This window comes from Clostridia bacterium (genome assembly GCA_035561135.1).
In the GTDB taxonomy this organism is placed as follows: domain Bacteria; phylum Acidobacteriota; class Terriglobia; order Terriglobales; family Acidobacteriaceae; genus DATMYA01.
The window spans coordinates 609,076-633,280 of the sequence record DATMYA010000008.1 but is presented as its reverse complement, the minus strand read 5'-3'; the positions used below and the strand labels follow the sequence as shown (position 1 = coordinate 633,280).

The 24,205-nt window shown below is 59.1% G+C and carries 18 protein-coding genes; all 18 read left to right on the top strand.

Annotated features, from left to right (window positions below; translation table 11 throughout):
* The first annotated feature begins 69 nt into the window (after window positions 1-69).
* On the top strand, window positions 70-2,259 hold the full coding sequence (mrdA, locus tag VN622_02830) for a penicillin-binding protein 2 (GenBank protein HWR34790.1): 2,190 nt from the start codon (window positions 70-72) through the stop codon (window positions 2,257-2,259).
* A 6-nt stretch (window positions 2,260-2,265) separates the two neighbouring features.
* On the top strand, window positions 2,266-3,357 hold the full coding sequence (gene rodA / locus VN622_02825; protein HWR34789.1) for a rod shape-determining protein RodA: 1,092 nt from the start codon (window positions 2,266-2,268) through the stop codon (window positions 3,355-3,357).
* 565 nt (window positions 3,358-3,922) lie between these two features.
* The gene (locus VN622_02820; protein HWR34788.1) at window positions 3,923-7,180 is read left to right on the top strand and encodes an Rne/Rng family ribonuclease; all 3,258 of its coding nucleotides are present in this window, start codon (window positions 3,923-3,925) and stop codon (window positions 7,178-7,180) included.
* Window positions 7,181-7,291: 111 nt separating this feature from the next.
* On the top strand, window positions 7,292-7,489 hold the full coding sequence (locus VN622_02815; GenBank protein HWR34787.1) for a hypothetical protein: 198 nt from the start codon (window positions 7,292-7,294) through the stop codon (window positions 7,487-7,489).
* Between the two features lie 571 nt (window positions 7,490-8,060).
* Window positions 8,061-8,294 carry a helix-turn-helix domain-containing protein gene (locus VN622_02810; GenBank protein ID HWR34786.1) on the top strand — a complete coding sequence of 78 codons (234 nt, stop codon included), beginning with the start codon at window positions 8,061-8,063 and terminating at the stop codon, window positions 8,292-8,294.
* 12 nt (window positions 8,295-8,306) lie between these two features.
* Window positions 8,307-9,362, top strand: coding sequence for a type IV pilus assembly protein PilM (pilM, locus tag VN622_02805; protein HWR34785.1), 1,056 nt, complete (start codon window positions 8,307-8,309; stop codon window positions 9,360-9,362).
* Window positions 9,359-9,943, top strand: coding sequence for a PilN domain-containing protein (locus VN622_02800; protein ID HWR34784.1), 585 nt, complete (start codon window positions 9,359-9,361; stop codon window positions 9,941-9,943). The genes pilM and VN622_02800 overlap by 4 nt, the downstream gene beginning before the upstream one ends.
* A 10-nt stretch (window positions 9,944-9,953) precedes the next feature.
* Entirely contained in the window at window positions 9,954-10,616 is a 663-nt protein-coding gene (gene pilO / locus VN622_02795) for a type 4a pilus biogenesis protein PilO (GenBank protein HWR34783.1), read from the top strand.
* A 12-nt stretch (window positions 10,617-10,628) separates the two neighbouring features.
* Window positions 10,629-11,237: a hypothetical protein gene (locus VN622_02790; GenBank protein ID HWR34782.1), complete on the top strand. Its 609-nt coding sequence runs from the start codon at window positions 10,629-10,631 to the stop codon at window positions 11,235-11,237.
* Between the two features lie 269 nt (window positions 11,238-11,506).
* The gene (gene pilQ, locus VN622_02785) at window positions 11,507-14,008 is read left to right on the top strand and encodes a type IV pilus secretin PilQ (GenBank protein ID HWR34781.1); all 2,502 of its coding nucleotides are present in this window, start codon (window positions 11,507-11,509) and stop codon (window positions 14,006-14,008) included.
* A gap of 282 nt (window positions 14,009-14,290) precedes the next feature.
* Window positions 14,291-15,361: a Xaa-Pro peptidase family protein gene (locus VN622_02780; protein ID HWR34780.1), complete on the top strand. Its 1,071-nt coding sequence runs from the start codon at window positions 14,291-14,293 to the stop codon at window positions 15,359-15,361.
* A 139-nt stretch (window positions 15,362-15,500) separates the two neighbouring features.
* Window positions 15,501-15,998, top strand: coding sequence for an acetyl-CoA carboxylase biotin carboxyl carrier protein (gene accB / locus VN622_02775; protein ID HWR34779.1), 498 nt, complete (start codon window positions 15,501-15,503; stop codon window positions 15,996-15,998).
* A gap of 140 nt (window positions 15,999-16,138) precedes the next feature.
* The gene (gene accC, locus VN622_02770) at window positions 16,139-17,500 is read left to right on the top strand and encodes an acetyl-CoA carboxylase biotin carboxylase subunit (protein HWR34778.1); all 1,362 of its coding nucleotides are present in this window, start codon (window positions 16,139-16,141) and stop codon (window positions 17,498-17,500) included.
* A 130-nt stretch (window positions 17,501-17,630) separates the two neighbouring features.
* Entirely contained in the window at window positions 17,631-18,248 is a 618-nt protein-coding gene (thiE, locus tag VN622_02765) for a thiamine phosphate synthase (protein HWR34777.1), read from the top strand.
* Window positions 18,249-18,638: 390 nt separating this feature from the next.
* Window positions 18,639-20,189 (top strand): amino acid permease, encoded by a 1,551-nt coding sequence (locus VN622_02760; GenBank protein ID HWR34776.1) that lies wholly within the window; start codon window positions 18,639-18,641, stop codon window positions 20,187-20,189.
* A 97-nt stretch (window positions 20,190-20,286) separates the two neighbouring features.
* A complete protein-coding gene (locus VN622_02755; GenBank protein ID HWR34775.1) occupies window positions 20,287-21,867 on the top strand; it encodes an amino acid permease in 1,581 nt (526 codons plus the stop codon).
* Window positions 21,868-22,008: 141 nt separating this feature from the next.
* Window positions 22,009-23,586 (top strand): NAD(P)H-hydrate dehydratase, encoded by a 1,578-nt coding sequence (locus VN622_02750; GenBank protein ID HWR34774.1) that lies wholly within the window; start codon window positions 22,009-22,011, stop codon window positions 23,584-23,586.
* A gap of 132 nt (window positions 23,587-23,718) precedes the next feature.
* A complete protein-coding gene (tsaE, locus tag VN622_02745) occupies window positions 23,719-24,153 on the top strand; it encodes a tRNA (adenosine(37)-N6)-threonylcarbamoyltransferase complex ATPase subunit type 1 TsaE (GenBank protein HWR34773.1) in 435 nt (144 codons plus the stop codon).
* Window positions 24,154-24,205: the final 52 nt, after the last annotated feature.

Here is a 24,205-nt window from a genome sequence, read left to right as displayed (position 1 = left end):
TGAGCCATCATGCAACTGGTTCCGACAACTTTGGTTCTCTCGGCTATCTGCGCGACATAGGCTGGATTGATGTTTCAACGCGACGAGAAAGTTCCGCAGATTCGGCTGACGATTGTTCAGTACGGAATATTGGGGGTCTTTCTCATCCTTGCTTTCGGGTTCTGGCGGCTTCAGGTCGTCCGCAGCGAGTACTATGACTCGCTCGCGCAGCAGAACCGGATCAAGGAAGTCCCGATCCTCGCGCCACGCGGAAAGATTCTTGACCGCGAAGGCCGCATCATCGTCGATAACTATCCGTCTTTCTCTGCGCTTCTTCTGCGGAACCAGGGCAAGGTGAACGAGGTCAACCTCGACACGATTGCAGCCGGCCTGCATATCGATCCCGTGGAGATGCGCACGCGCATCACGCGCATGTCGGCGTTGCCGGGATATCAGCCTATCTTCCTCAAGTACGACATCACGCCCGAGGAACTGGCATTCATCGAGTCGCATCGCAACGAGTTCCCGGAACTCGACACCATTACCGTTCACCGCCGCCTCTATCCCAAAGCTGGTTTCGCCGCGCACCTGATCGGCTACGTCGGTGAAGTCAGCGACGACATGCTCAACCAGGCGCGCTTCGAGCTTTACAACCCCGGCGATGTCGTCGGCCAGTCCGGCGTGGAGGCCGAGTACAACGACATCCTGATGGGCAAGAACGGTTCGCGCCGCGTCCTCGTCAACAACAAGGGCAAGGAAGTCGGCGAACTCAGCGATGAACCGGCCGTCCCGGGCAAGCAGCTTAAACTCACCATCGACATCGATGTGCAGATCGCGGCTGAGGAGGCGCTAGAAGGCAAGAACGGTGCGATCATCGCCATGGACCCGCGCACGGGCGAAGTGCTCGCCCTGGTCAGCCGCCCCACATTTGATCCCAATGCCTTTGCTGTGCGTATTTCTTCCAAAGAGTGGAACGCGCTCATCACCGACCCGGCCAAGCCGCTACTCAATAAGGCCATTCAGGCGCAGCTTGCTCCTGGCTCGGTATTTAAGATCATCATGGCAGTCGCCGGCTGGCAGGAAGGCATTTCGCAGACTCTCACAGCCCATTGCAACGGGGGCGGAACCTTCTACGGACGCTTCTTTAAGTGCTGGATCAAAGGCGCTCACGGAGCGGTCACTCTTCCAAAAGCTATCTATCAATCGTGCGACGTGTACTTCTACACGCTTGCCGAGCGGCTGGGTATAAGCAACATAGCCAAATACGCCACCATGTTCGGCTTGGGCCAGCGCACCGGAATCGACCTTCCGCAGGAAGTCAGCGGCGTCATGCCGAGCGAAGAGTGGAAGATCAAGAACTTCAAGCAAAAGTGGTACGCCGGTGAGACGATTTCAGTCGGTATCGGCCAGGGTGCCGTGGCGACAACGCCTGTTCAGTTGATGCGCTCCATTGGCGCTATCACCACCGGCGGAACGTTGCGGACGCCGCATGTCGCGTTTCCGGACCAGTTGCCGCCGAATTACATTCAGGTGCGCAAATACACGGAAGAGAAGCACATCCCGATCGATCCGCGAGGATGGGAGATCATTACGGATGCGATGGCCGATGTCGTAAACCCTATCGGGACCGCGCCCAGCGCGCATTTGAAAGACATCGATTTCGCGGGCAAAACTGGTTCCGCACAGACCATTTCGAACGCCGCGTTAGCACGCCTCAGTGGCGACGTATCGCGATTCAGAGATAACGGCTGGTTCGTCGGAGTCACGCCGCGCCGTAATCCTGAGATCGTCGTCGCAGTTCTCATCGAACAGGGCGAGCATGGATACCTTGCTGCACGCACTGCTGCGATGGTCATCAAGGCCTATGTCGAGAAACAACGCAGAGCTCAGCTCAACGTAGCCGCGACGCCATTACCTCCGGCCGTGACCGCGCCCTCGCCGGTTACTCCGGCTGCTAATCCGTCTCGTACTCCAAAGATCGCCACGCCCGAAGCCGGCGTCGGCACCACCCCGGCTGAGATCACCGGCGTCTGGGGCGGCAGCAATGGCGACCTCAAGGGTGGCAGGTTCAGTATTCCGCCAGCGGGAAAACAACCGGCACCCGCCACGGCTGCGCCAGGCATGCAGGCAGGAGCCGATGCCACGGAACATCCCGCACGTGTCTCGGAATCTCAGTCGCGGCCTCGTCCCGATCGCAAACCAAACGAGCCGGTCGGCGCAGTTGCAGCCGTAATTGACGAAGTTCCGGCAAACGCTGTTGAGAACAAGAGGGGGCAGTAAGCAGCAATGGCACGCTACGTTCGATTCCGCGATTTCGACTGGGTGCTGCTCACCTTCGTGCTCATCATCTGCGCCTTCGGGGTGTCCGAGATTTACAGCGCCAGTCTCAACACAAAGTTCGAGGGCATTTACGTAAAGCAGATCTATTGGGTCATGGCCGGCGTTGTCGTCATGTTCCTGATGAGTTTCGTGAATTATCAGCTTCTGCTCGAGAACGTCTACTGGATGTACATAGTCTCGATCATCTCGCTGGTCGCGGTTCTCATTTTTGGCAAGCGATACCTCGGCGCCAAGCGCTGGATACAGATGCCCGGGTTCCACTTCCAGCCGTCAGAGTGGGTCAAACTCATCCTTATTCTCGCCATGGCGAAGTATTTTGCCGATTACCATGATCGCGACTTGCCTTTCCGCGAACTGGTGAAGGCCGGCCTGGTGGCGGGCGTCCCCATGTTGCTGGTGCTGAAGCAGCCCGACCTCGGCACTTCGCTCACGTATGTCCCGATTGCGCTGATGGCGCTGTTCCTTGGAGGCCTGCGTTTCAAGCACGCCGCCATTATCCTGCTCATTGCCGGAGTGCTCTTGCCGGTTGTCTGGAGCTTCGGCCTCAAGCCTTATCAGAAGGAGCGCCTGACCACCTTCGTCTCTCCCGAAGCCGATTCCAAGGGCTCCGGGTACCAGATTATTCAATCCCTCGTTGCCGTGGGCTCGGGTGGCATTTGGGGCAAAGGTGTCGCCAAAGGCAGCCAAACACAGGGACAATTCCTGCCAGTCACCCATACGGACTTTATTTTCGCGGCCTGGGCGGAAGAACACGGATTTGTAGGCGCTGTATTCCTCTTGTTGCTATACTTTCTGGTGTTGATGCGGTTGATCCACAACGCCCAAACGGCGCCTGATCGCGCTGGTACTTTTGTGGTTATGGGCGTGGTAGCGGTTATTACGTTCCACGTCCTCGTCAACGTTGGGATGGTGGTTGGCTTTATGCCCGTCACTGGAATCCCTTTGCCGCTGATGAGTTATGGCGGCTCATCGGTACTGTTTACGTTCCTGGCGCTCGGGATCGTGATGAACGTGCGCATGCGCCGGTTCGTAAATTGACGCTGCTCCAGTGGGAATGGGGCGCACAACAAAAGGTGCATTGGTCGAGAAGACCTGCATCTGGTATTGTCTGATTACCGCATGGCGCGAAGCGCGCCGCGTATCAGGACAGTGGGGAACAACATTTACGTCGCCCTCGCGTAAGAGGGTACTCGCCGGCCAAGGAAGAGGGGCCGGGACAGGATTGAAGCAAAGCGTTGCCCGGGGCGGGTAACGGCCCCTTCACCTCGCGACAGAGTCGCGGTTGACGGTGAGAGAGCGGTCACAAACCCCAAAGGTGCGACGCCGGTAAAACGGTGCAAAAGATCTCAGAAGCTGTTGCGAGCCACGCCTTCACATTGCGGTCTCCGGGAAGGCTTGTCTCCAGCGAACCCGCACATATCAGTTGCGGGCTGAGTCGTTCTACAGGAATATTCGCCCACGCCAGCCGCGTGTGCGCGTCTCCCGTCGATCGGCCCACCGACCTTCAAACCTGACCTGCTTTTTTCCGCGTCCGGTGACGCCCGCTTTGTGGCGGAACACGGTTTTCCGTGCTTCCAAAAGCCGCAGCGGGCCCGGAGCGATCATGACAAAAGAACTGTACGTTTCCAGCACGCCACGGGAAACCAAGGTGGCGTTGGTGGAAGACGACCAGCTTGCCGAGGTCTATTTCGAGCGTGAAAACGAATACACGCTGGCAGGCTCCATCTACAAAGGGCGTGTCACACGCGTGCTTCCCGGCATGCAGTCCGCCTTCGTTGACATAGGACTGGAACGCGACGCGTTCCTGTACGTATCGGATTTTCTGGAACTTCCCGAAGATGAGGATGAGGATTTCGGCGAAGTCGCCATTCCGGTACAGATCGTCGAAACTCGCCAGCATGATGCTCGACAGGCAACGCTGCCCACCGAGCCTCTTCCCGCCGAATCAGGCGCAGAGGACGAGGAGGGCGACGAAGAAGAAGTCACCGCCAACGGTGGCGAAGAAGAAGAGCAGCCCGCCGAAAACCCTGAAGACCCAGGCGTACGCCGCTGGCGTGGCCGCCGCCGCCGCCGCGGGCGCCGTGGTGGACGTACGGCCGAGCCCCATCCAGCCTCAGCGGAAACTGCCGAGCCCGAAACCGTCGCCGAGAGCGCACCGGAAGTAGTTGAGGAGATTGAGGAAGTCGAGCCCGCACCGCCGCAGGCTGCTTCAACTCAGCCCTCCACTCGCGCAAATTTCTCGGGAATGGCAGACGACTATCAGCCTATGATCCTGCCCGGCGAATCCATCGCTCGCTACCAGCGTGGCGAAGGCGAGCCGCGCAACGAAGTTTTTGAGCAGGAGCCTGCGCCGCAGGAGCGGAAATTCGGTGACCGCGACCGCAAGTTCGGTGGACGTGGCCGCCGTGGGGAACGTGGTGAACGCGAGCGTCAGCCGCGCGAACCTCGCTCGCGCGAAGAAGCCGCGCCGCTTCCAGCGGACTACCAGCCCATCATTCTTCCTGGCGAGTCGATTTCCAAATACCGCAACGCGGAGCCTCAGGCCTTTGCTGAGACGACGGAGTACAACGAGCAGTCCGCTTCGGTGGACGAATCGGTGGTAGCAGCTCCCGACCTTGTCGCGACCGAAGCGGCAGCCGACGACCGCACCAACCGAGAGTACGGTATCGAAGAGAATCTGGCACCCGAAGCCGTCGCTCCGACTGAGAACGCAGGGATTTCGCCGTTTATTGGCGACGAACCGAATACTGTCAGCGAACCCGAGATCGTGCCTGCCGAAGGCATCGTCAGCGTGCTGCCAGCGATGGCCGCCGCCGAAGAGCCTGTAACGACCCCGGAGACTCCTTCGCATCAACAGCAAGTCGAGGAAGCCGCGGCCCCCGCTGCCGAAGCGCGCGAGGCCGAGCCGCGAGCAAGTGAGCCAACCACACCTGAACCGCATGGCATTGTCGAAGAGTCGTGCGAGACCTCTGGCGTCCTCGCCGCCCAAGACGAAACACCCACCGAAGCCGACGAAGAAGTCGCCCAGCGCTTTCACGATATGAACGTTGCCGCGATCTTTGGCGGCGGCGCCGTTGAAGACGCCGATGCCGAGAGTACCGGCGTACCTGAACACGCTGTCGCGCCAGAAAACGCTGCCTCACCTGAATCCAGCAACGCACCGGAAGCCGATCGCACGTCCATGCAAGATCAGGGTGGCTACTCGCCAAGAGGCGGCGAGCTTGTCCACGAGGAACTTGATGAGGATGAGGCTGACATGCCGAACCTCGGTGAAGACCTTACTGGATACCAGTTGCACGAACTTGAGGAGCGGACTCTCGATCGCATCGGTGGCCATGAGATTGGCGAAGCCAATGATCGTGAAGCCAATAATGCCGACGAAGACTATGACTTTGACGGCGACAGCTATGAGTTCGAAGAGTCGGAACTCGTCGCTGGTGAAGAAGATCAGGACGAGGAAGAAGAGGAAGGCGAGGAAAGCGAAGAAACCAACGGCCAGGCAGAATTGCGCGCTCCGGCCGGTACAGCCGGCTATCAGCAGCGTGCGGAGCGCCCCGCCCGTGAGCGCCGCCCCAATGATCGCGACCGCGATCATCGCGGACGCCGCGGCGGGCGCCGCATGCGCGGAGGGCCGCGCCACGAAGCTCCACGCGCGATGCCGATGATCAGCGACCTGCTCAAGGAAGGACAGGAAGTTCTGATCCAAATCGCAAAGGAGCCTATCGGCAAGAAGGGTGCTCGTATCACCAGTCACATTGCCCTGCCGGGACGCTTCCTGGTCTTCATGCCGACGGTCAATCACATTGGCGTGTCCCGCAAGATTGCCTCGGAAGAGGAGCGCCAGCGCCTGAAACGTATCGTCGCCAGCGAGCGTGAAAATGGTCACGGCGGTTTCATTGTTCGTACCGCCGCAGCTAATGTTCGTGAAGACGAGTTGCGCGCCGACATCCGTTTCCTCAAGCATCTCTGGAACGAGATTCGCACGCGCGCCGATAGCAGCAAGTCTCCGGCGCTCATCTATCACGATCTCAACCTTGTCGAGCGCGTTCTTCGCGATCAGGTGACGCAGGACTTCTCGCAGATATGGGTCGATACCGAACAGGAGTACGAGCGCGTCGTTCGCTTTGCCAGCCGCTTCCAGCCTGGGCTGCTACGCCGCATCAAGCTCTATACGAAGGACACCCCGCTCTTCGAGCAGTTCGGCATTCAGGATGAGATCAACAAGTCGCTCAAGTCGAAGGTATGGCTCAAGAGCGGCGGGTACATCGTCATCAACCAGACGGAAGCGCTTGTCGCCATCGACATCAACACCGGCAAATACGTCGGGAAGACGCAACGCCTGGAAGACACGATCGTCAAAACCAACGTGGATGCCATCAAGGAGATTGTTCGCCAGGTCCGCCTGCGCGATCTCGGCGGCATCATCGTTATCGACTTCATCGACATGGACGAGCGCAAGAATCGTCAGAAGGTGATGCAGGCGCTCGAAGAAGCGTTGAAGTCGGATCGCGCTCCATCGAAGGTTCTCCAGTTCAACGATTTCGGACTGGTGGCCATCACCCGCAAACGCGTCAAGCAGTCGCTCGAGCGCACTCTTGGCAGCCCGTGTCCATATTGCGCGGCGACAGGTTTCGTTAAATCCGTCGCAACGGTTTGCAACGAGATCTACACCGAGATGCGCAAAATTACCAAGCACCTCGAATCACGGGACGTCACGCTCCGCGTGCACCCCGATGTCGCCAAGGAACTCAAGAGCAGCAACGGCCGTTGGCTGCAGGAGATGGAAGAACTCGTAGGACGCCCCGTGCTCATCAAGAGCGATCCTGCGCTTCACCAGGAGCAGTTCGACATCAATACATAGAAGTAGGTTGTTTAGGAATGTCGAGTTCTCAGTACAAGAGCCGGGCGCAAGGAGCCCGGCTCGCTTTTTTTTTAGAGCTGACGAATGCTGTTTTTCGGGGAGGAGCAATCGATGAATTCACGCACGATCGCAGTCGCAGCTTTTGTTTTCGCCATCGGATTTCTCCACGCTCACAGCCAAGCCGGACTTCAATTGCACCCATCCAACCGAAATGTGACTCGGGAGTTCGCGTCTTCGATTGTCGTTCCCATAAAGTGCGATATGGATGAAGCGCACAACATCGTTCTGGTCGGTGCCAATGCCCGGTAGGCACCAGGAGCAATTCGACATCAACACCTAGGAGTAAGGTTGTGTAGAGTCCTCAGTACAAGAGCCGGGCGCAAAGCGCTCGGCTCGCTTTTTTGTTTGGAACCGGCAGCTACCCCCCCCAAAAAAATGAGGGCTTAACTCACCATGACGCGTGTTTGAATTTGCTTTTTCAGCAGTATCAGCTGGGCTTTCTTTCAGCTGAAATCAGCACCCATCCTCGCGCCGCGTCGCCGTTCTTTACGGCGGTGTTTACGCCCTTGGTAACTTGCTCGCCGGTTTTGCTCGAACCCTTTGCGTCACTACCGCGATATCTTGTGGTCGCGCCATGTTGTAGGTACAAAGGATTGCATCTGGCACGATAGTACAGTGTCCGAAAGGACAGGCAATAAACCGAAGATACCGGAAGATATCGTACGTTCGTGTTGACACCCCCGCATGTAATCCTGCTATAACCGGCATCAACAAACGATTCTCCCCGAGAAGAACGAGGGTCATCCTCGAATGCGCCCGAGCGGAAGGGTACTCCCACCTCGACCGGGAAGCTATTTCTGTGGAAAGGCTTAGGACTTGTATGGCCGATTCGCCTGAAGTGATGAATATCCGGCAGGCTTCGCAGTATCTGGGCGTGAGCCCCGACACGCTCTACAAATACGTGTACGAAGAGAAGATCCCCGCGTTCAAGCTCGGCAACCGCTGGAAGTTCAAGAAAACTATTCTAGATACATGGATGGAGCGGAAGAGCACGTTAGGGGAAGGCCGGGGAAAAAAGAGACCGAGGGCTGCGCGAACCGCAGTCGCACGGTAAAGAGGCGGCGCAATGTTTGGATTAGGTGCAACAAAGTCGATTGTCGGTCTTGACATAGGTTCCAGCACCATCAAGGCTGTCGAACTGAAGAAATCGCGCGGCGGGATCGAAGTCACGCATATCGGCCTGGAGCCGCTCGCGTCGGACATCGTCGTCGATTCCATGATCGTCGATAGCGGCAGCGTGGCCAGCGCCATCACCAAGATCTTTACCGACAATAACATCAAGTCCAGGGCAGTCGCGACCTCCGTCAGCGGTCACTCGGTCATTGTTAAAAAGATTTCGATGCACACGATGACCGACCAGGAGCTTGTGCAGAGCATTCAGCAGGAAGCCGCGCAGCATATCCCGTTCGACATCTCCGACGTGAACATCGACTACCAGATCCTCTCCGAGGACCTGGACGGCCCGTACATGGATGTCTTGCTCGTCGCGGTCAAGAAGGACAAGATACTGAACTACACTAACGTCCTTTCGCTTGCTGGCAAGGCTCCCGCGGTCGTCGACATAGATGCATTCGCGCTGCAGAACTGCTACGAATACAACTACGAGCCAGCGCCGGGCTCCACCGTCGCCCTGTTGAACCTGGGTGCGAGCGTCATGAATATCAACATCGTGAAGGGCACGACGCCGCTGTTCACGCGCGATGTCAGCGTTGGCGGTCACCAATATACGGATTCGCTCCAGAAGGAACTCGATCTCACCTTCGATGATGCGGAAGCGCTAAAGCTCGGCCAGAAGGTCGGCACCGTCAGCGAAGATGCCAAGCTGCCCATCTTGCAGCAGGTAACGGAGATCATCGTCCTGGAAATTCAGAAGACGTTCGACTTCTTCCGCGCCACCGCCGCTGGCGAGCACATCGAGCGTATTTACCTTGCCGGAGGTTCTTCGCAGGTTCCGGGATTGATGGAAGCCTTGCGCCAGGAGTTCTCGCTGCCGGTTGAAGTGCTCAACCCGTTTCAGAAAATTGAGCCGCCGGTAGGGCCGGAGGCGGAGTTGGTCGAAAAGAACGCGGCACAGCTTTCCGTCGCCGTGGGCTTAGCCCTGAGGAGCTTTGAAACCTTATGATCCGGATCAATTTGCTGGGCATTTCCAAACCGAAGAAGGGGAAACGCGCCGCGATCGCCATGCCTTCCATGGCCGGAGATGGCCCGTCGATCCTGGTCGTTCTGCTCGTCGTTGGCCTGCTGACCGCCGGTGGGAACTATTACTGGTTCTGGCGACTGAATTCGCAGCACGACAAGATCCTGGCAGACATCCAGTCCACCGAAGAAGAAGCCAAGCGCCTGGCACAGGTGAAAGTCGCCTTCCTCGAGAAGCAGAAGCAGGCGGACCAATACAAGCGCCGTTTCGACGTTATCGATCAGCTCAAGTCAACCCAGGCCGGTCCAGTCAAGCTGCTTGCCATGATGGGTGAGACCGTGAATACCACGGATGCGGTCTGGCTCAGCAACATGACCGATGATGGCAGCTCGATTTCGGTCAACGGCATTGCGTTGAGCCACGTTGCAGTCGCCAACTTGATGTCGAACCTCAAGAAGACCAAATATTTCAAGTCCGTCGAGATCAAGGAAACGCAGCAGAACGAAGCTGTGAAAGACATGCAGGCTTTTGTCTTCACGCTGATTTGCGAGAAGCAGAAGAGCTAGCGGGGTATTTATGGCTAAGTGGAACGAACTTCCGGCAAAGGTACAGATGGGGATTGTGATTGGCGTGGCGATGGCCATCACCGTCGCGCTTTACTTCCTCGTCTACAAGGCGATCGACGACGGCAATCGCCGCGACAGGGAGATATTGGCCTCGAAGCAAGCTGAGGTTGACCAGCTCCGCCCGTACCAGAATAAGCTCGCCGAGTTGAACCGCTCCGTCGAGATTCTGAAGCAGCAGTTGGAATTACAGAAGCGGATCGTGCCCGATGAAAAAGAGTCGGAAGCGTTCATCGAGATGATGCAGGGCGCGGCTGCCAGTGCTGGAATCGAGATTCGCCGCTATACATCCAGGCCGCCCTCGACGCGTGAGTTCTACACCGAGGCTCCCTTCGAACTGGAAATCGACGGCCCCTACTACGCCGTGCTGAATTTCTTCGAGAAGGTCGGCGGGTTGGAGCGCATCGTCAATATTTCTGGACTTCAGATGGCATCGACCACGACTCCGCAAGCGGCGAAGGTCAAGAAGTCTTACGCCTATGCACCCGGCGAGAGCGTTGTCGCAACGTGTGTAGCGACAACGTTCTTCAGCAATGACGCAAAGTCGCAGCAGGCCGCCGCTCCGGGAACGCCGGCAGCAGCCAAGGCCTCGCCCGCAGCAGCCGGGAAGAAGTAGGGAGCACGACGCATGAAGCTGATATCGAGCATTCTGATCCTAGCTTTCGCAACCGCAGGTGCTTTCGCGCAAACTGCTGCACCGGCTGCAAAACCGGCAGCGTCTGTGCCGGGCTCCAAGTCCGCGCCGCCACCGCTTTTCAAGCCGAAGCCCGCTCCGCAGGCCAAGGCTGCCGCCGCGCCGGTTGCAGTGCCTAAGAAGCCGGGTGGCGCTGCGAAGCCCGCGCGCAAAGTCAAGCAACCTGCCTCCGCTGAGGCGCCCGCCGTGAGTGCAGCCGCAATGGCCGCTAAAGCTCCGGCGCGTAAGGGAAAGCGCGACCCATTTGTCAGCCCCGTCGTCAGCCGTATTGGCGGTCCGACGAATTGCCCAACCGGCAAGAAGTGCCTGGTTGTCGACCAGGTCCGGCTGCAAGGAGTCGTACGCGCTCAGGCCGGCATGATCGCCATGGTTATCAACGCGGCGAACAAGACATATTTTTTGCGCGAGAAGGATCCGGTGTTCAACGGGTTCGTGATGAAGATCACGCCCGACTCAATCGTTTTCAGAGAGACGACGCATGATCGTCTCGGCAATCCGACGACCCGAGAGGTAGTCAAAAGGGTCAACACGCCAGCCGTGTAAAGCGTTTGCGTGGTTGCGAGTTCAAGGCATTATGACCTGGCCCCTTGCAGTGACCAGATCAAGACGTGAGAGAGAGCGGTAAGAGCTAGACAGGCCGAGCCCAGGGAACTACGGGACGGTCTTTGCCACTGTGGTCGTTGGCGTCGAGGCCGTCAGGTGAATTCTTCAAGGCCGGCAGAGCGCCGACCCATGTGTCCGCCAGAGCGGATTGTGACGCTCCAAAGGCTGCGCACGACCGGGAGCAGGCTCTCGTCGTGAGGAGAACTAGAATGAAGTGTAAGCAACTGCTGGGTGTACTCATATCGCTGGTCGTACTCTGTACGTTCGCAGCGGCCGCCGGTCCACAAGCGCCGTCGCAACTGACGAACGTGAGTGTGGCCTCCCAAGGCAACGCGACCGTGATCACGTTGCACACGACCGGCGCCTTCACGCATAACGAATACCGGCCAGATGACGGGCTGTTGCTCGTGGACCTTGCTGGCGTTCAGGCCGGCAAGTTTCAGGACCGGCAGCGTCCGCTCGAAGTGCCGGGCGTGAAGTCTTATCGCGTCCTCACTTATAAAGGCGCGTCAGGCTCCGAAGTAACTCGCGTGGAGATCGCGCTCGCCCCCGGAGCTGACATTCAGGTCTCCGAAGTGAAGGGCGGCATGGAAGTGAAAGTGAAGGGAACGGCCGTTGCCGTCCAGGCCTCGCCTGCCCCGCGCGAAGTGAAGCCCGCAGTCGCTTCCAGGCCAAAGTCTGAAGCCGTACCAGCTCCTGCCAATGCCGTCGAGATCACGAAGGTTGCCGTGGCCCGTGGCAAGGCTGGTATGGAAATTGAGATTGCAGGTCCGGCCACCGCCCAAGTTATGAAACTGACCGGTCCGGATCGCATCGTTCTTGACGTTCCCAACTCCGTACCCGCGCTCCGCACCCGCAACATTCTGGTCAACACGCCGGATGTGAAAGCCGTGCGCGTGTCGCGCTACCAGCTTGATCCGCCGGTCACCCGCATCGTCGTAGACCTCGCGGTTGCTCGCGATTACGAACTGGTGGGGAGTGGAAGTGGCCTGCTGTTGAGGTTGCGCCCCGCGGCCATAGCCTCGGCGCAGCCCAGTTCCACGCCGGCAGTTGTTGATGCGCCCACGCCGTCGCCTGCGAAATCCGAGCCGGTGCTGGTCGCCTCCGCGCAGCCGTCAACGACTCCAGTTCCAGCCGAACCGAAGCCGGCCGCGCAGTCTGACTATGTCTTCGTCGAGCCGAGCTTCCAAGCCAAGCCTGCTGAGACACCCACGACTGAAGCCAAGGCTGAAGCGCCCAACGTTGATCCCGTGGTCCGCGCTGCGGATGCCGCCTCAACGATTGCGAAGGCCGCCACGACCGAAAAGACCAACATGTTGCCTCCGCCGAGCGCTGCCATGCAGGTCAAGCCGGCCGTCAACATGGCGCTTGAGCAGCAGCAACAGGCAGCCCAGTCCGCCAGCGCTGCGGCGAATCGCCCGCGCTACACGGGAGAGCCGATTTCGGTCAACCTGAAGGACGTTGACCTGAAAGACTTCTTCCGCCTCATTCATGAGATCAGCGGTCTTAACGTAGTCCTCGATCCCAACGTGAAGGGCACGCTCACGCTCGTGCTCGACGACGTACCGTGGGATCAGGCACTCGACATCGTTCTTCAGAACAACGGCCTCGATCACCAGTTGCAGGGTAACGTCCTGCGTATCGCTACCGTTGACACCATGCGCCGTGAAGCTGAGGCCAAGCGCGCCCAGGCCGAAGCGCAGGCACTGGCCGTGGACAAGCAGACCGTCACTCGCTTCCTGAGCTACGCGCACGCCAAGGACATCATGCCCACGGTGAAGCGCTTCCTCTCGCAACGCGGAGACGTTATCGCCGACGAGCGCACCAATGCCCTCATCATCCAGGACATCCCGAGCGTTATTCCGGAGGTCGACCGCCTGCTTACGCAGCTCGATCGCAAAACGCAGGAAGTTGAAATCGAAGCGCGTGTCGTCGCAGCAACCCGTAACTTTGCGCGTGAGCTCGGCGTGCAACTCGGCTTCGGATGGGGCAACGGTGTCTCTGCGGTAGGCGGCTCTAGCGGGGCCGGCCAGAGCCCTCTGCTCGTTGCCGTTCCCGCACCACAGTACTTCGTCACCGGCACCGACAGCGCTGGCGGTGGCGGTGCCTCTACGGCAACTCCGAAGGTAGCGATTCCCCTGTTCTCGAACCTGGGCGTTGCTTCTCCAACCAGCGGTCTTTCGTTCACTAACGCTACGAACGCTTACCGCCTCGACGCCATCCTGACGATGGCTGAGTCTCGAGGTCTGTTGAAGATCCTGTCCCGTCCGCGCGTCGTAACTCAGAACAACGTGACGGCGGTCGTTCGGCAGGGCTTCCGCATCCCGATTGTTACCCAAGCGCAGTTGGGTGGACCACCGACCGTGACGTACGTTGACGCATTCCTGCGGTTGACCGTCACTCCGCAGATCACGGCGGAAGGCACCATCTTCCTTGCCGTTGACGTCGAAAATACTACGCCCGATTTTGGCCGCTCACTCAACGGTAACCCCACGTTGATCACGCAGCAGGCGACAACGCAGGTGCTCGTCACCGATGGCGGTACGGTTGTAATCGGCGGCGTCATCCAGACCCAGAACTCGATCAACACCGATCAGGTGCCACTGCTTGGCGACATTCCAATCTTCGGCAATCTGTTCAAGAGACGCAGTGTCAAGACCTCGACTCAGGAACTGATCTTCTTCCTCAGCCCGAAGATCATTCAAACCTAGTCTTCCGCCGGTGCCCAGCACACCGGCGCTCTCTGTTGCTGTTGTTCTCCTCGGCGGGCCTCTTCGGAGGCCCGTTCTTTTTGCCGGCAAGAGCAATCTCAAGAACACTGTGTGTCGTTATTTGGCGCTGTTGAAGTTTGGTTTCGTCCGTGAATGGCTCAATTGCAGATCCATCGCTTCGCTCAGGAGGACTCCTCTGATTTTGTTTTCCGCATGCACCCGGTTTGAATAGCAATCAGGCGACCCTCGACTCGCGACCCGCGACTCTCTACAATCCACTCCATGGACTACTCTGGCCGTCAGCGCCGTCTTCTGCAAAGCTGCGAACGCCTTCGCCTGGACGCGCTGCTTGTCACGCACCTTTCCAACGTTCGCTACCTCTGCGGATTCACCGGCAGCGCCGGAGTGCTTCTCATGACCCCGCGTCCCGTCTTCTTCACCGACGGACGCTACGGCGAGCAGGCTCGTGCGCAGGTGAAAGGCGCTCGTGTCGTCGTTGCAAAGGGTTCGCCGCTCGCTGCCGCTGCGAACGCTATAGGCAAGAAGATTTCGAGCATCGGGGTGGAAGCCGATCACGTGTCTCTCACCATGCGCGCCGGCTTGCGCAAGGTTCTCCCCAAGCACACACGCCTGAGAGAAACGTCCGGACTCGTTGAAGTTCTGCGCAGTGTCAAGGAAGCGGAAGAGGTCGAGCGCATACGCTACGCCGTTGTTCTCGGCGCGAAGTTACTCAAGCCAGCCTTGCGCGCCATTAAGCCCGGCGTGCCCGAGTCCACGGTTGCCGCTGAAATCGAGTATGCCGCCAGGCGTGCAGGTGCGGAAGGCATGTCGTTTGAAACCATCGTTGCATCCGGCGCACGCTCGGCGCTTCCGCATGGCGTTGCGTCCGTCGATGGCGTCGCAGCTAAAGGGTTCGTGGTCCTAGACTTCGGTGTTATACTTCACGGTTATTGCTCAGACATGACCCGCACCGTACACGTTGGCCGTGTTTCGAGCGAGTATCGCGCGCTGTACGGCGCGGTGCTGGATGCGCAGATGGCCGCCATTGACGCCGTTGCGCCGGGAGTGGAGTTGGGAAAGGTGGATGAGGCAGCACGTTCCGTGCTGCGTCGAGCCCGCCTGGATCGTTACTTCACGCATTCAACCGGACATGGCGTTGGGCTTGAGATTCACGAGCAGCCGCGGGTTGCGCGCGCGCAACGCGAACAACTCCGGCAGGGAATGGTCATCACCATCGAACCCGGCATCTACCTGCCGGGCAAGGCTGGCATTCGTATAGAAGACATGGTTGTCGTCACCGAAACCGGTTGCGAGGTTTTGACGCCAGCTAGTAAAGAGCTAATCGAACTCTGAGCCCGGCTGTCCACCGCTCGGGTGCCGCGGAATCCCTTTCGAGCAACGCTCGCAGGGTGCCTGCACAATTTCACCCGCACCAGAACGCGGGTGCCGCACATCGCGGCCGCGCTGTATTGCGGTCTGCCCAAGACGGACGATGAATCAAAAAGAGCTGAAGGAATTGATAGAGTTCTTGATCGAGAAAGACATCGCCGAGTTCGAACTCGAGCGTGGCGATGTAAAGGTGCGCATCAAGCGCGCACAGGAACCGCAGTATGTCTCCGCGGCACAGGCCCCCCCGCCTGCGCCCATCTCAGCACCGCCCATGCACGCCGCATCGGCATCAGCCGGGCAAAGTATTTCTGCGTCGGCTCCCGTTGCGCCCATCGTCGCTCCGGCGGAACCGGAAGAGACTCTGCACATCGTCAAGTCACCCATCGTAGGTACGTACTACGAAGCGCCTTCACCGGGTTCTCCGCCTTTCATCAAAGTCGGCGATCAGGTCACGGCCGGCCAACCCTTGTGCATCGTGGAAGCCATGAAGTTGATGAACGAGATCGAGTCCGACGTCACAGGTGAAGTCGTCAAGATACTCGTTGCCAATGGCCAACCGGTCGAGTACGGACAAGCCCTATACGCAATTCGGCCGCGATAAGCGGCAGCGGCCTGCGCCCGGTGGGGTGACAAGGGCCGCCATAGGAGGTTCAGAGTCGCAGAGCGCGGGCCCGGCGCTCCGGTTACACGGAGTCGCCGCCCACCTTTGACCCAAAGTGCGCGCGCTCGCGGCCATCTCGCATGTTTAAGAAGATCCTGATTGCCAACCGGGGGGAGATTGCCCTCCGCGTCATCTGTGCCTGCAAGGAACTTGGGATCAAGGCTGTCGCTATTTATAGCGAAGCCGACCGCAACTCGCTGCACGTGCGATTTGCCGACGAAGCCATTTGCATAGGCCCGCCGCGACTCAGCGAAAGCTACCTCAACATCCCCGCCGTCATCAGCGCCGCTGAGATTGCGAATGTGGACGCCATTCACCCCGGCTACGGACTCCTCAGCGAGAACGCCAACTTCGCCGAAGTCTGCGAAACCTGCGGCATCAAGTTTATCGGCCCGCCGCCGGAGATCATCCGCATGATGGGCGAAAAGGAAAAGGCACGCATGGCCATGAAGAAGGCCGGCGTCCCCATCCTGCCCGGTTCGGACGGCGTGATCGGCTCGGCGGAAGAGGCTCTTGAATGGGCGCGCCAGGTCGGTTTCCCAGTTATCGTCAAGGCTTCTGCCGGAGGCGGAGGACGCGGTATGCGCGTCATTCGTGGCGCCGAAGAACTTCCCAACCTCTTCCATGCCGCACAGAGTGAAGCGGCCTCCGCATTCGGCAACGGCGATCTCTACATGGAGAAGTTCATCGAGCGCCCGCGCCACATCGAATTCCAGGTACTTGCGGACGCGCATGGCAACGTCGTCTCGCTCGGCGAGCGCGAGTGCAGCATCCAGCGCCGTCACCAGAAGTTGCTCGAAGAGTCGCCCTCCGTCATGGTCAGTCCGGAACTGCGCGCCAGGATGGGAAAAATCCTGCAAAAGACCATGAACGAAATCGGTTACGTGAATGCCGGCACGGTCGAGTTCCTCATGGATGAGGATCGCAGCTTGCACTTCATCGAGATGAACACGCGTATCCAGGTGGAGCATCCCGTCACAGAGATGACCACCGACGTCGATCTAGTGAAGAGCCAGATCATGATTGCCGCCGGAGAAAAGCTCGACACCGTTCTCCATGGCCCCATCGTTCATCGTGGACATGCCATCGAGTGCCGCATCAATGCGGAACATCCTGAAAAGTTCACGCCCTCGGCGGGAAAGATCTCGACCTTCCACACACCGGGAGGGACCGGAGTTCGCGTTGACACGGCGTGCTATGCCGAAGCGATCGTGCCGCCATACTACGATTCGTTGATTGCCAAGTTGGTCGTCCGCGGAAAAGACCGGCAGGAAGCCCTCTCGCGCATGTCGCGAGCTCTGGATATGTTCATCGTGGAGGGAATCCACACGAGCATCCCGCTGCACCGGCGCATCCTGAAAGATCCAAACTTCATCGCCGGGCGCTTCGACACCAAGTTCATGGAAGAGTTCCTGGCTCAAGCGCAAGCAGCCGGCAAGTAGCCGCAAGAGTTGGTTCGTTGGATTGTGAATTGAACGGCGGGCGTTTCACCCGCCGTTTCTTCTTTGGTCGTTAAGCCCAATGGGACTGTTCTCTTGCTTCTTGCACCGTCCCCCTTGTACCTTTTCCTCCGTGCACGAATTTCCAAAGCTCTACGCCATCCTCGACCTCGGCCCATCTCGGGACATCGAAGCAATCCTGAACTTCGCCTCTGAACTCACGGCCGGCGGCGTAACTCTCATGCAGTTTCGCGCGAAAGATGCCGAAGCAGCATCGGTGCTTTCCCACGCGCGTGAACTGCGTCGCGTGCTCGGCCCAGCAGTCAGGCTCATCATGAATGATCGTGCCGACCTTTGCATCGCCGCCGGCTTCAATGGCGTCCACGTCGGCCAGGATGATCTCTCGCCCGAGGGCGCGCGGACGGTAGTTGGCCCCCAGCGCTGGATAGGCGTGTCTACGCACAACGTCGATCAAGTTTCGCTCGCCGACACTACCTCGGCCGACTACATCGCTATCGGCCCGGTCTTCGCTACCGGCAGCAAGCAGAATCCCGACCCAGTCGTCGGACTTGAAGGCGTGCGCGCGGCCCGCGCCGCCACCCACAAACCGCTAATCGCCATCGGCGGGATTACCCGCGCTAACTGCCATTCGGTCCTCAAAGCAGGAGCGGACTCCGTGGCCGTCATCTCCGATCTCTTGGCAAATCCTCGCCAGCGGGCAAAGGAATTCTTGAACCTTCTCGCGGGCTGATTTAGTTTCTTTCACCAGCAGCCCGCCGCACAGCTTCTCCGGCGTATCAGCTTATTGGCTTCGTGATTCTGTGAGCTTCTTGTTGTCTTCCTGAACGGAGCGACGCAATTGCGAAGTCGAAGGACCGCTAAGATCTGCGCAAAAGATTGAGACTGGCGTTGTTGAGAGTGGCGTTACAGTAGAGATCCTTCGAATCGGACTAACGTCCTCGTCAGGAGGACAACCTTCCTCCAGACACCATCGGTTCTCAGTCCAACACGGTTTTCGGTTTCGATCTGCTCTCAGTCCGCGAAACGCAGGCATCGTTTTCTGCCGTTCACTTGTGCATACGCCATGCACAATCTGTGCTACATTCTCTCCCACTTCGCGCCAGCCTTATTCAGGAGCAATGTGAGCCAGACCCAACTCACGGCCAATGGCCAAACCGTCTGCCAGCAGGACCAGGAGCTTGTCAAAGGCCTTGGTCTGACCAGCGCCACAACCCTCGTCATGGGTTCCATGATCGGTTCCGGGGTATTCATCGTTTCGGCCGACATTGCGAGACTCGTCAGTTCGCCCGCGCTGCTCATCATGGCCTGGGTTATCACGGGCTTCATGACCATCACCGCAGCGCTTGCCTACGGCGAACTCGCCGCCATGATGCCCCGCGCCGGTGGCCAGTATGTTTACCTGCGCGAGTCGCTTGGCCCGCTCTGGGCATTCCTCTACGGCTGGACGTTTTTTCTAGTCATCCAGTGCGGAACCATCGCGGCTGTCGGTGTGGCCTTCGGCAAATTCCTCGGCGTCTTCTTCCCGTCGATCTCGTCCACGAACTGGCTTTCGTTCCACTACAAAGTTCCGCCCTTGTTTGTTGGCCCCATGGTGCTCGGCAACATGGACGTTGGCCTGAACACGCAGAACCTCGTCGCGATCGTCTCCGTTTTGCTGCTCTCGATTGTGAATATCTTCGGCGTGCGCACCGGCGCAATCGTCCAGAATTTTTTTACATTCGCCAAAACGGCTGCACTGCTCGCTGTGATTGGATTCGGCTTTTGGCTCGGCGCGAATGCGCAGGCCATCGCCGCGAACTTTGGATCAAACTTCTGGCACAACGCCGGATGGGGCACGCTGCACCAGATTCCGGTCGGTATAACCGGCGAAACGGCCATGGTGGGAGTACTTACCGTCCTTGCCATCGCTCAGGTCGGGTCTCTGTTCTCTGCCGATGCCTGGAACAACGTCACCTTTACCGCAGGTGAGGTTAAGAACCCAAGCCGCAACCTGCCGCTTTCGCTAGCTATCGGCACTGGCACTGTGATCCTCATCTACATCGCCGTGAACATCGTCTATTTGCTGGCGCTGCCGCTTCAGGGCGATCCCCACGGGATGACGCTCATGTCCCGGGGCATACAGTACGCATCGGAGGACCGCGTCGGAACGGCGGTCATGCAGCAGATGTTCGGCAACATCGGCGCGCAGCTCATGGCCGCCGCCATTCTCATCTCCACTTTCGGCTGCAACAACGGATTGATTCTGGCCGGAGCGCGCGTCTACTACGCGATGGCCAAGGACGGCCTGTTTTTCCGGCCCGTGGCGCGGTTGCATCCAAAATATAAGACGCCCGCCATCTCGCTCGTCGTTCAAGCGATCTGGACGTGCGTTCTCTGCCTCAGCGGAACCTACGGGCAGTTGCTCGATTACACGATGTTTGCCGTGCTGGTCTTCTACGTACTTACGCTCGCCGGATTATTCGTGTTGCGCCGCACTCGACCGGATGCCGACCGTCCCTACAGGGCTTTCGGCTATCCGGTCCTGCCCGCAATCTACATTGTGATGGCGCTCTTTATTGATGTAGTCTTGTTGCGCTATAAACCGCAATACACGTGGCCGGGCCTGGTTATTGTTCTGCTGGGCATTCCGGTTTACTTCTTGTGGTCGCGTCGGCGGCCCCAGGCGGTGTAGTCTTGCATCCTCGCCGCTCACGAGGAAGAGCTCGTTCCGTCTACAACAGTATGTGCCGATCCCCACAACGGTCCACGAGGTAAAGGAGAGTCAAGGGATGTCGAAGCTGTGGATTACTAAGCCAATGGACATGCTTATGTCCGAGTCGAAGGAAGAAGGCGAACACAGCCTTAAGCGTGCGCTTGGGCCACTCAACCTGATTACCCTGGGGATCGGCGCGATTATTGGCGCAGGAATTTTCGTGCTTACCGGCCAGGCCGCTGCCCAGCACGCTGGGCCCGCGATCATGCTCTCCTTCGTTCTCGCCGGAGTAGCGTGCGCCTTCGCTGGCCTTTGCTACGCAGAATTCGCGTCGCTGATCCCGATCGCCGGTTCCGCCTACACCTATGGTTACGCCACCCTTGGCGAACTGGTCGCGTGGATCATCGGCTGGGACCTTGTGCTTGAGTACGCGCTTGGCGCAGCCACGGTCGCTTCCGGATGGAGCGGATACTTCGTCAGTTTCATACAGGATCTCGGATTTCACATCCCGCCGCAGTGGACTGCTGTTCCTGGCGCCAAGCTGGTCCTGTTTCAGGATCGCTGGATTCTCATGAACACCCTGCCGTCCGGCGTTGATGCCAGCACGCTTCCGCAGGCTACCGGTATCTTCAATATCGTGGCGTTTGCAATCGTGCTTCTCGTCACGGCTGTGCTCGTCATCGGCATCAAGGAATCGGCGAACCTCAATTCCGCCATCGTTATCGTTAAGCTCGCTATCGTAGTCATCTTCATCGCCATTGCCGGGACTTACGTTCTGCGCAACCCCGGTATCGCGCGCATGAATTGGAGCGACTTCATCCCGAAAAACACCGGCAACTACGGCGAGTTCGGAATCTCCGGCATTGCGACCGGCGCGGCTGTTGTCTTCTTCGCCTATATCGGTTTCGACGCCGTTTCCACGGCTGCGCAGGAAGCTAAGAACCCGCAGAAAGACATGCCGATCGGCATCCTCGGTTCTCTGGCCGTCTGCACCGTGCTTTACATCCTGGTCTCGGGACTGCTGACTGGCGTAGTCAACTACCAGCGCCTCAACGTTCCTGACCCGGTCGCCGTCGGTATCGATGCCACCAATATCGGTTGGACCGTCAGCCTGGGTGGTCATGCCATTAAGCTCAGCAGCCTGGTTGTAAAGGCTGGCGCGATCTTCGGCCTGTTCACGGTCATGCTCGTCATGTTGCTTGGCCAATCGCGCGTCTTCTACTCCATGTCGCGCGACGGACTGCTCTGGAAATGGGCTGGCGCCATTCACCCGCGCTTCCGTACGCCCTGGATCTCGACCATCGTTGTTGGCGTGCTCGTCGCATTCCTGCCGGCGCTGCTGCCGATCAGCGATCTCAGCCACCTCGTCAGTATCGGTACGCTGCTGGCCTTCGTTATCGTGTGCGCCGGCATCTGGATACTGCGTGTGCGTAGACCTGAGTTGAAGCGTCCATTCAGAACTCCGTGGGTACCATTCGTGCCCATCGCAGGCATTGTGGTTGCGCTCTATCTCATGGCCAGCTTGCCTGCCGTTACTTGGGAGCGCCTCATCATCTGGCTCGCACTTGGTCTTATCATTTACTTCGGCTACGGACGCACCCACAGTCGTGTTCGTGCCGTTGAGAAGGCCGCGACCAAGGTCCCTGTGGCAGACTGAGAAATTCAATCGGTTACATCCAAGGCCCTCCGCCCAGTGTGGAGGGCTTTTCTTTGAGTCTATGCCGTACAATCTCCGAACGGCAATGAAGCCTCTTCGCTGCCGCGACAACTGGAAGGACTTGCCTCACGGGCATAGATCATGAAGCTCACAACTGCCGCGGAAATGCGTACCATCGATCGCGTCACCAGCGAACGCTTCGGCGTACACTCGCTTGGCCTCATGGAGAACGCCGGCTCTGCCGTTGCCAACGTCGCCCGCGAACTCTATCCGGCCGCCAACCGCGTCACCATCATCTGCGGTAAGGGCAACAACGGAGGTGACGGATTTGTCGCCGCGCGCAAACTGCATCAGGCCGGCAAGGTGGTCGAAGTTCTTCTGCTCGCCGACCCGCACGAACTCAAAGGCGATGCCGCCAATATGTTCAATCGCCTGCCGATAAGACCCGTTGTCATTCGCTCGGAACGCGATCTCGAGAACGAACTCTCGCGCAGCCTTGCCAACGCCGACATCATCATTGACGCCGTTCTCGGCACAGGCTTCCGCGCGCCGGTCACCGGGCTTGTCGCGCACGCCATCGAAGCCCTGAACCATCCCGGCATTCCCGTGCTCTCCGTTGACATACCCTCCGGTGCGGACGCCGATAGCCTGGTCGTGCAGACGGGAGCGGCCATCGCGCGCTCGGATGCCATCGTTACATTTACCGCTCCGCGCCCCGCGCATCTGCTGGGCGCGCTCACCCGCGGCCCCATTTACGTTGCGCAGATCGGTTCGCCGGACGAAGCCGTCATCTCGTCCCTCAATCTTCTCGCCATCACCGCGCTAGGAGTTGCGCCGCTGCTTGCGCCGCGCCCGCTCGACGCCAACAAGGGACGCTTCGGCCACGCCCTCATCATCGGAGGCTCCATCGGCAAAGCCGGCGCAGCAGCCATGGCTGGCATGGGCGCGCTGCGTTCCGGCGCAGGCCTCACCACCATCGGCACAACGCGCTCTGTGCTCTCCACAGTTGCCAGCTTCGCGCCCGAGTTGATGACCGAACCTTTGGCAGAAACGGAGGCAGGCACGATTTCGCTCAGCGCGCTTGAATACGAGCGGCTCGAAAAGATCTCGAAGGGGAAGAACGTTCTTGCCATCGGCCCCGGAATTTCACGCGACGCCGATACCGCGCACTTCGTCTGCACAGCAGTTTCGAAAACGAAGCTGCCCACGGTCATCGATGCCGATGGGCTCAACGCGTTTGAAGGCAATCTCACGCAACTCAGCGGCCGCTCTCACCCGCTGGTGCTCACACCGCATCCCGGTGAAATGGCGCGGCTCACCGGGTTAACAACGGAAAAGATTCAGCGCGACCGCATCGGCGTGGCTCGCAGATGCGCCGCCGAGCGACAAGCCATCGTAGTCCTCAAGGGCTGGCGCACCATTGTCGCGCTGCCTTCTGGCCAGGCGTGGATCAATCCCACAGGAAATCCCGGCATGGCAACCGGAGGCACGGGCGATGTACTCACCGGCATGATCGCCGGCTTCATTGCACAGTTCCCGTCGGAGATACCGTCCGCGGTCCGGGCTGCCGTCTTCCTGCACGGAATGTCCGGCGATATCGCTCGCGAAGAACTGGGCGAACAGGCCCTGATCGCCACCGATCTGCTCAAGTACCTGCCTCATGCCATGCATCGCGCTCGCCAGTGGGCAGAACAGAAACCGCTTTTGCGAATAGCGTAGAGCGGACGGCGGACATCGGGCGTCGGATGTCGGATGTCAGCCATCGGACGTCAGACGTAGGGCGCTCAGATGTCAGGGGCTTTAGCCGCTGAGGGTATGTTTTCGGGTTGCTCATGCAACAATAGACAAGCAATGCAGAAACAATTCATCACTCGCTCGGCTGACGACACCATCGCTCTCGGACGCGAACTCGCTCCGCTTCTGCGCCAAGCCCACATCGTTCTCCTTCGCGGAGACCTTGGCGCGGGCAAGACGACGATGGTGAAGGGAATCGCCGAGGCTTTCGAAGCCGCCGCGCAAGAGGACGTCACCAGTCCCACGTTCACGCTCGTACACGAGTATCGTGGCCCGGAGCGAACGCTCTACCACATCGATTTGTACCGCATCGAGACCGAACGCGAACTCTATACCCTGGACCTCGACGACCTCATTGTCGAAGACGGCAACATCCTGCTCATCGAATGGGGAGAGAAGTTCGAGCGCTTCGTCCACGAACGCGATGTGGAAATTGCAATCGAGCGCGATGGCGATACCCGCCGCACGATTATCGTCTCCACTAAAGAATGATCCTGAGGCCAAAACTCGGCAATTCCAGGTGTTCTGGATAAACTGCCACCGT

Coding starts and splice junctions, on each gene's coding strand:
- mrdA (HWR34790.1), top strand. CDS start 70: ATGTTTCAACGCGACGAGAAAGTTCCGCAGATTCGGCTGACGATTGTT.
- rodA (HWR34789.1), top strand. CDS start 2,266: ATGGCACGCTACGTTCGATTCCGCGATTTCGACTGGGTGCTGCTCACC.
- VN622_02820 (HWR34788.1), top strand. CDS start 3,923: ATGACAAAAGAACTGTACGTTTCCAGCACGCCACGGGAAACCAAGGTG.
- VN622_02815 (HWR34787.1), top strand. CDS start 7,292: ATGAATTCACGCACGATCGCAGTCGCAGCTTTTGTTTTCGCCATCGGA.
- VN622_02810 (HWR34786.1), top strand. CDS start 8,061: ATGGCCGATTCGCCTGAAGTGATGAATATCCGGCAGGCTTCGCAGTAT.
- pilM (HWR34785.1), top strand. CDS start 8,307: ATGTTTGGATTAGGTGCAACAAAGTCGATTGTCGGTCTTGACATAGGT.
- VN622_02800 (HWR34784.1), top strand. CDS start 9,359: ATGATCCGGATCAATTTGCTGGGCATTTCCAAACCGAAGAAGGGGAAA.
- pilO (HWR34783.1), top strand. CDS start 9,954: ATGGCTAAGTGGAACGAACTTCCGGCAAAGGTACAGATGGGGATTGTG.
- VN622_02790 (HWR34782.1), top strand. CDS start 10,629: ATGAAGCTGATATCGAGCATTCTGATCCTAGCTTTCGCAACCGCAGGT.
- pilQ (HWR34781.1), top strand. CDS start 11,507: ATGAAGTGTAAGCAACTGCTGGGTGTACTCATATCGCTGGTCGTACTC.
- VN622_02780 (HWR34780.1), top strand. CDS start 14,291: ATGGACTACTCTGGCCGTCAGCGCCGTCTTCTGCAAAGCTGCGAACGC.
- accB (HWR34779.1), top strand. CDS start 15,501: ATGAATCAAAAAGAGCTGAAGGAATTGATAGAGTTCTTGATCGAGAAA.
- accC (HWR34778.1), top strand. CDS start 16,139: ATGTTTAAGAAGATCCTGATTGCCAACCGGGGGGAGATTGCCCTCCGC.
- VN622_02755 (HWR34775.1), top strand. CDS start 20,287: ATGTCGAAGCTGTGGATTACTAAGCCAATGGACATGCTTATGTCCGAG.
- VN622_02750 (HWR34774.1), top strand. CDS start 22,009: ATGAAGCTCACAACTGCCGCGGAAATGCGTACCATCGATCGCGTCACC.
- tsaE (HWR34773.1), top strand. CDS start 23,719: ATGCAGAAACAATTCATCACTCGCTCGGCTGACGACACCATCGCTCTC.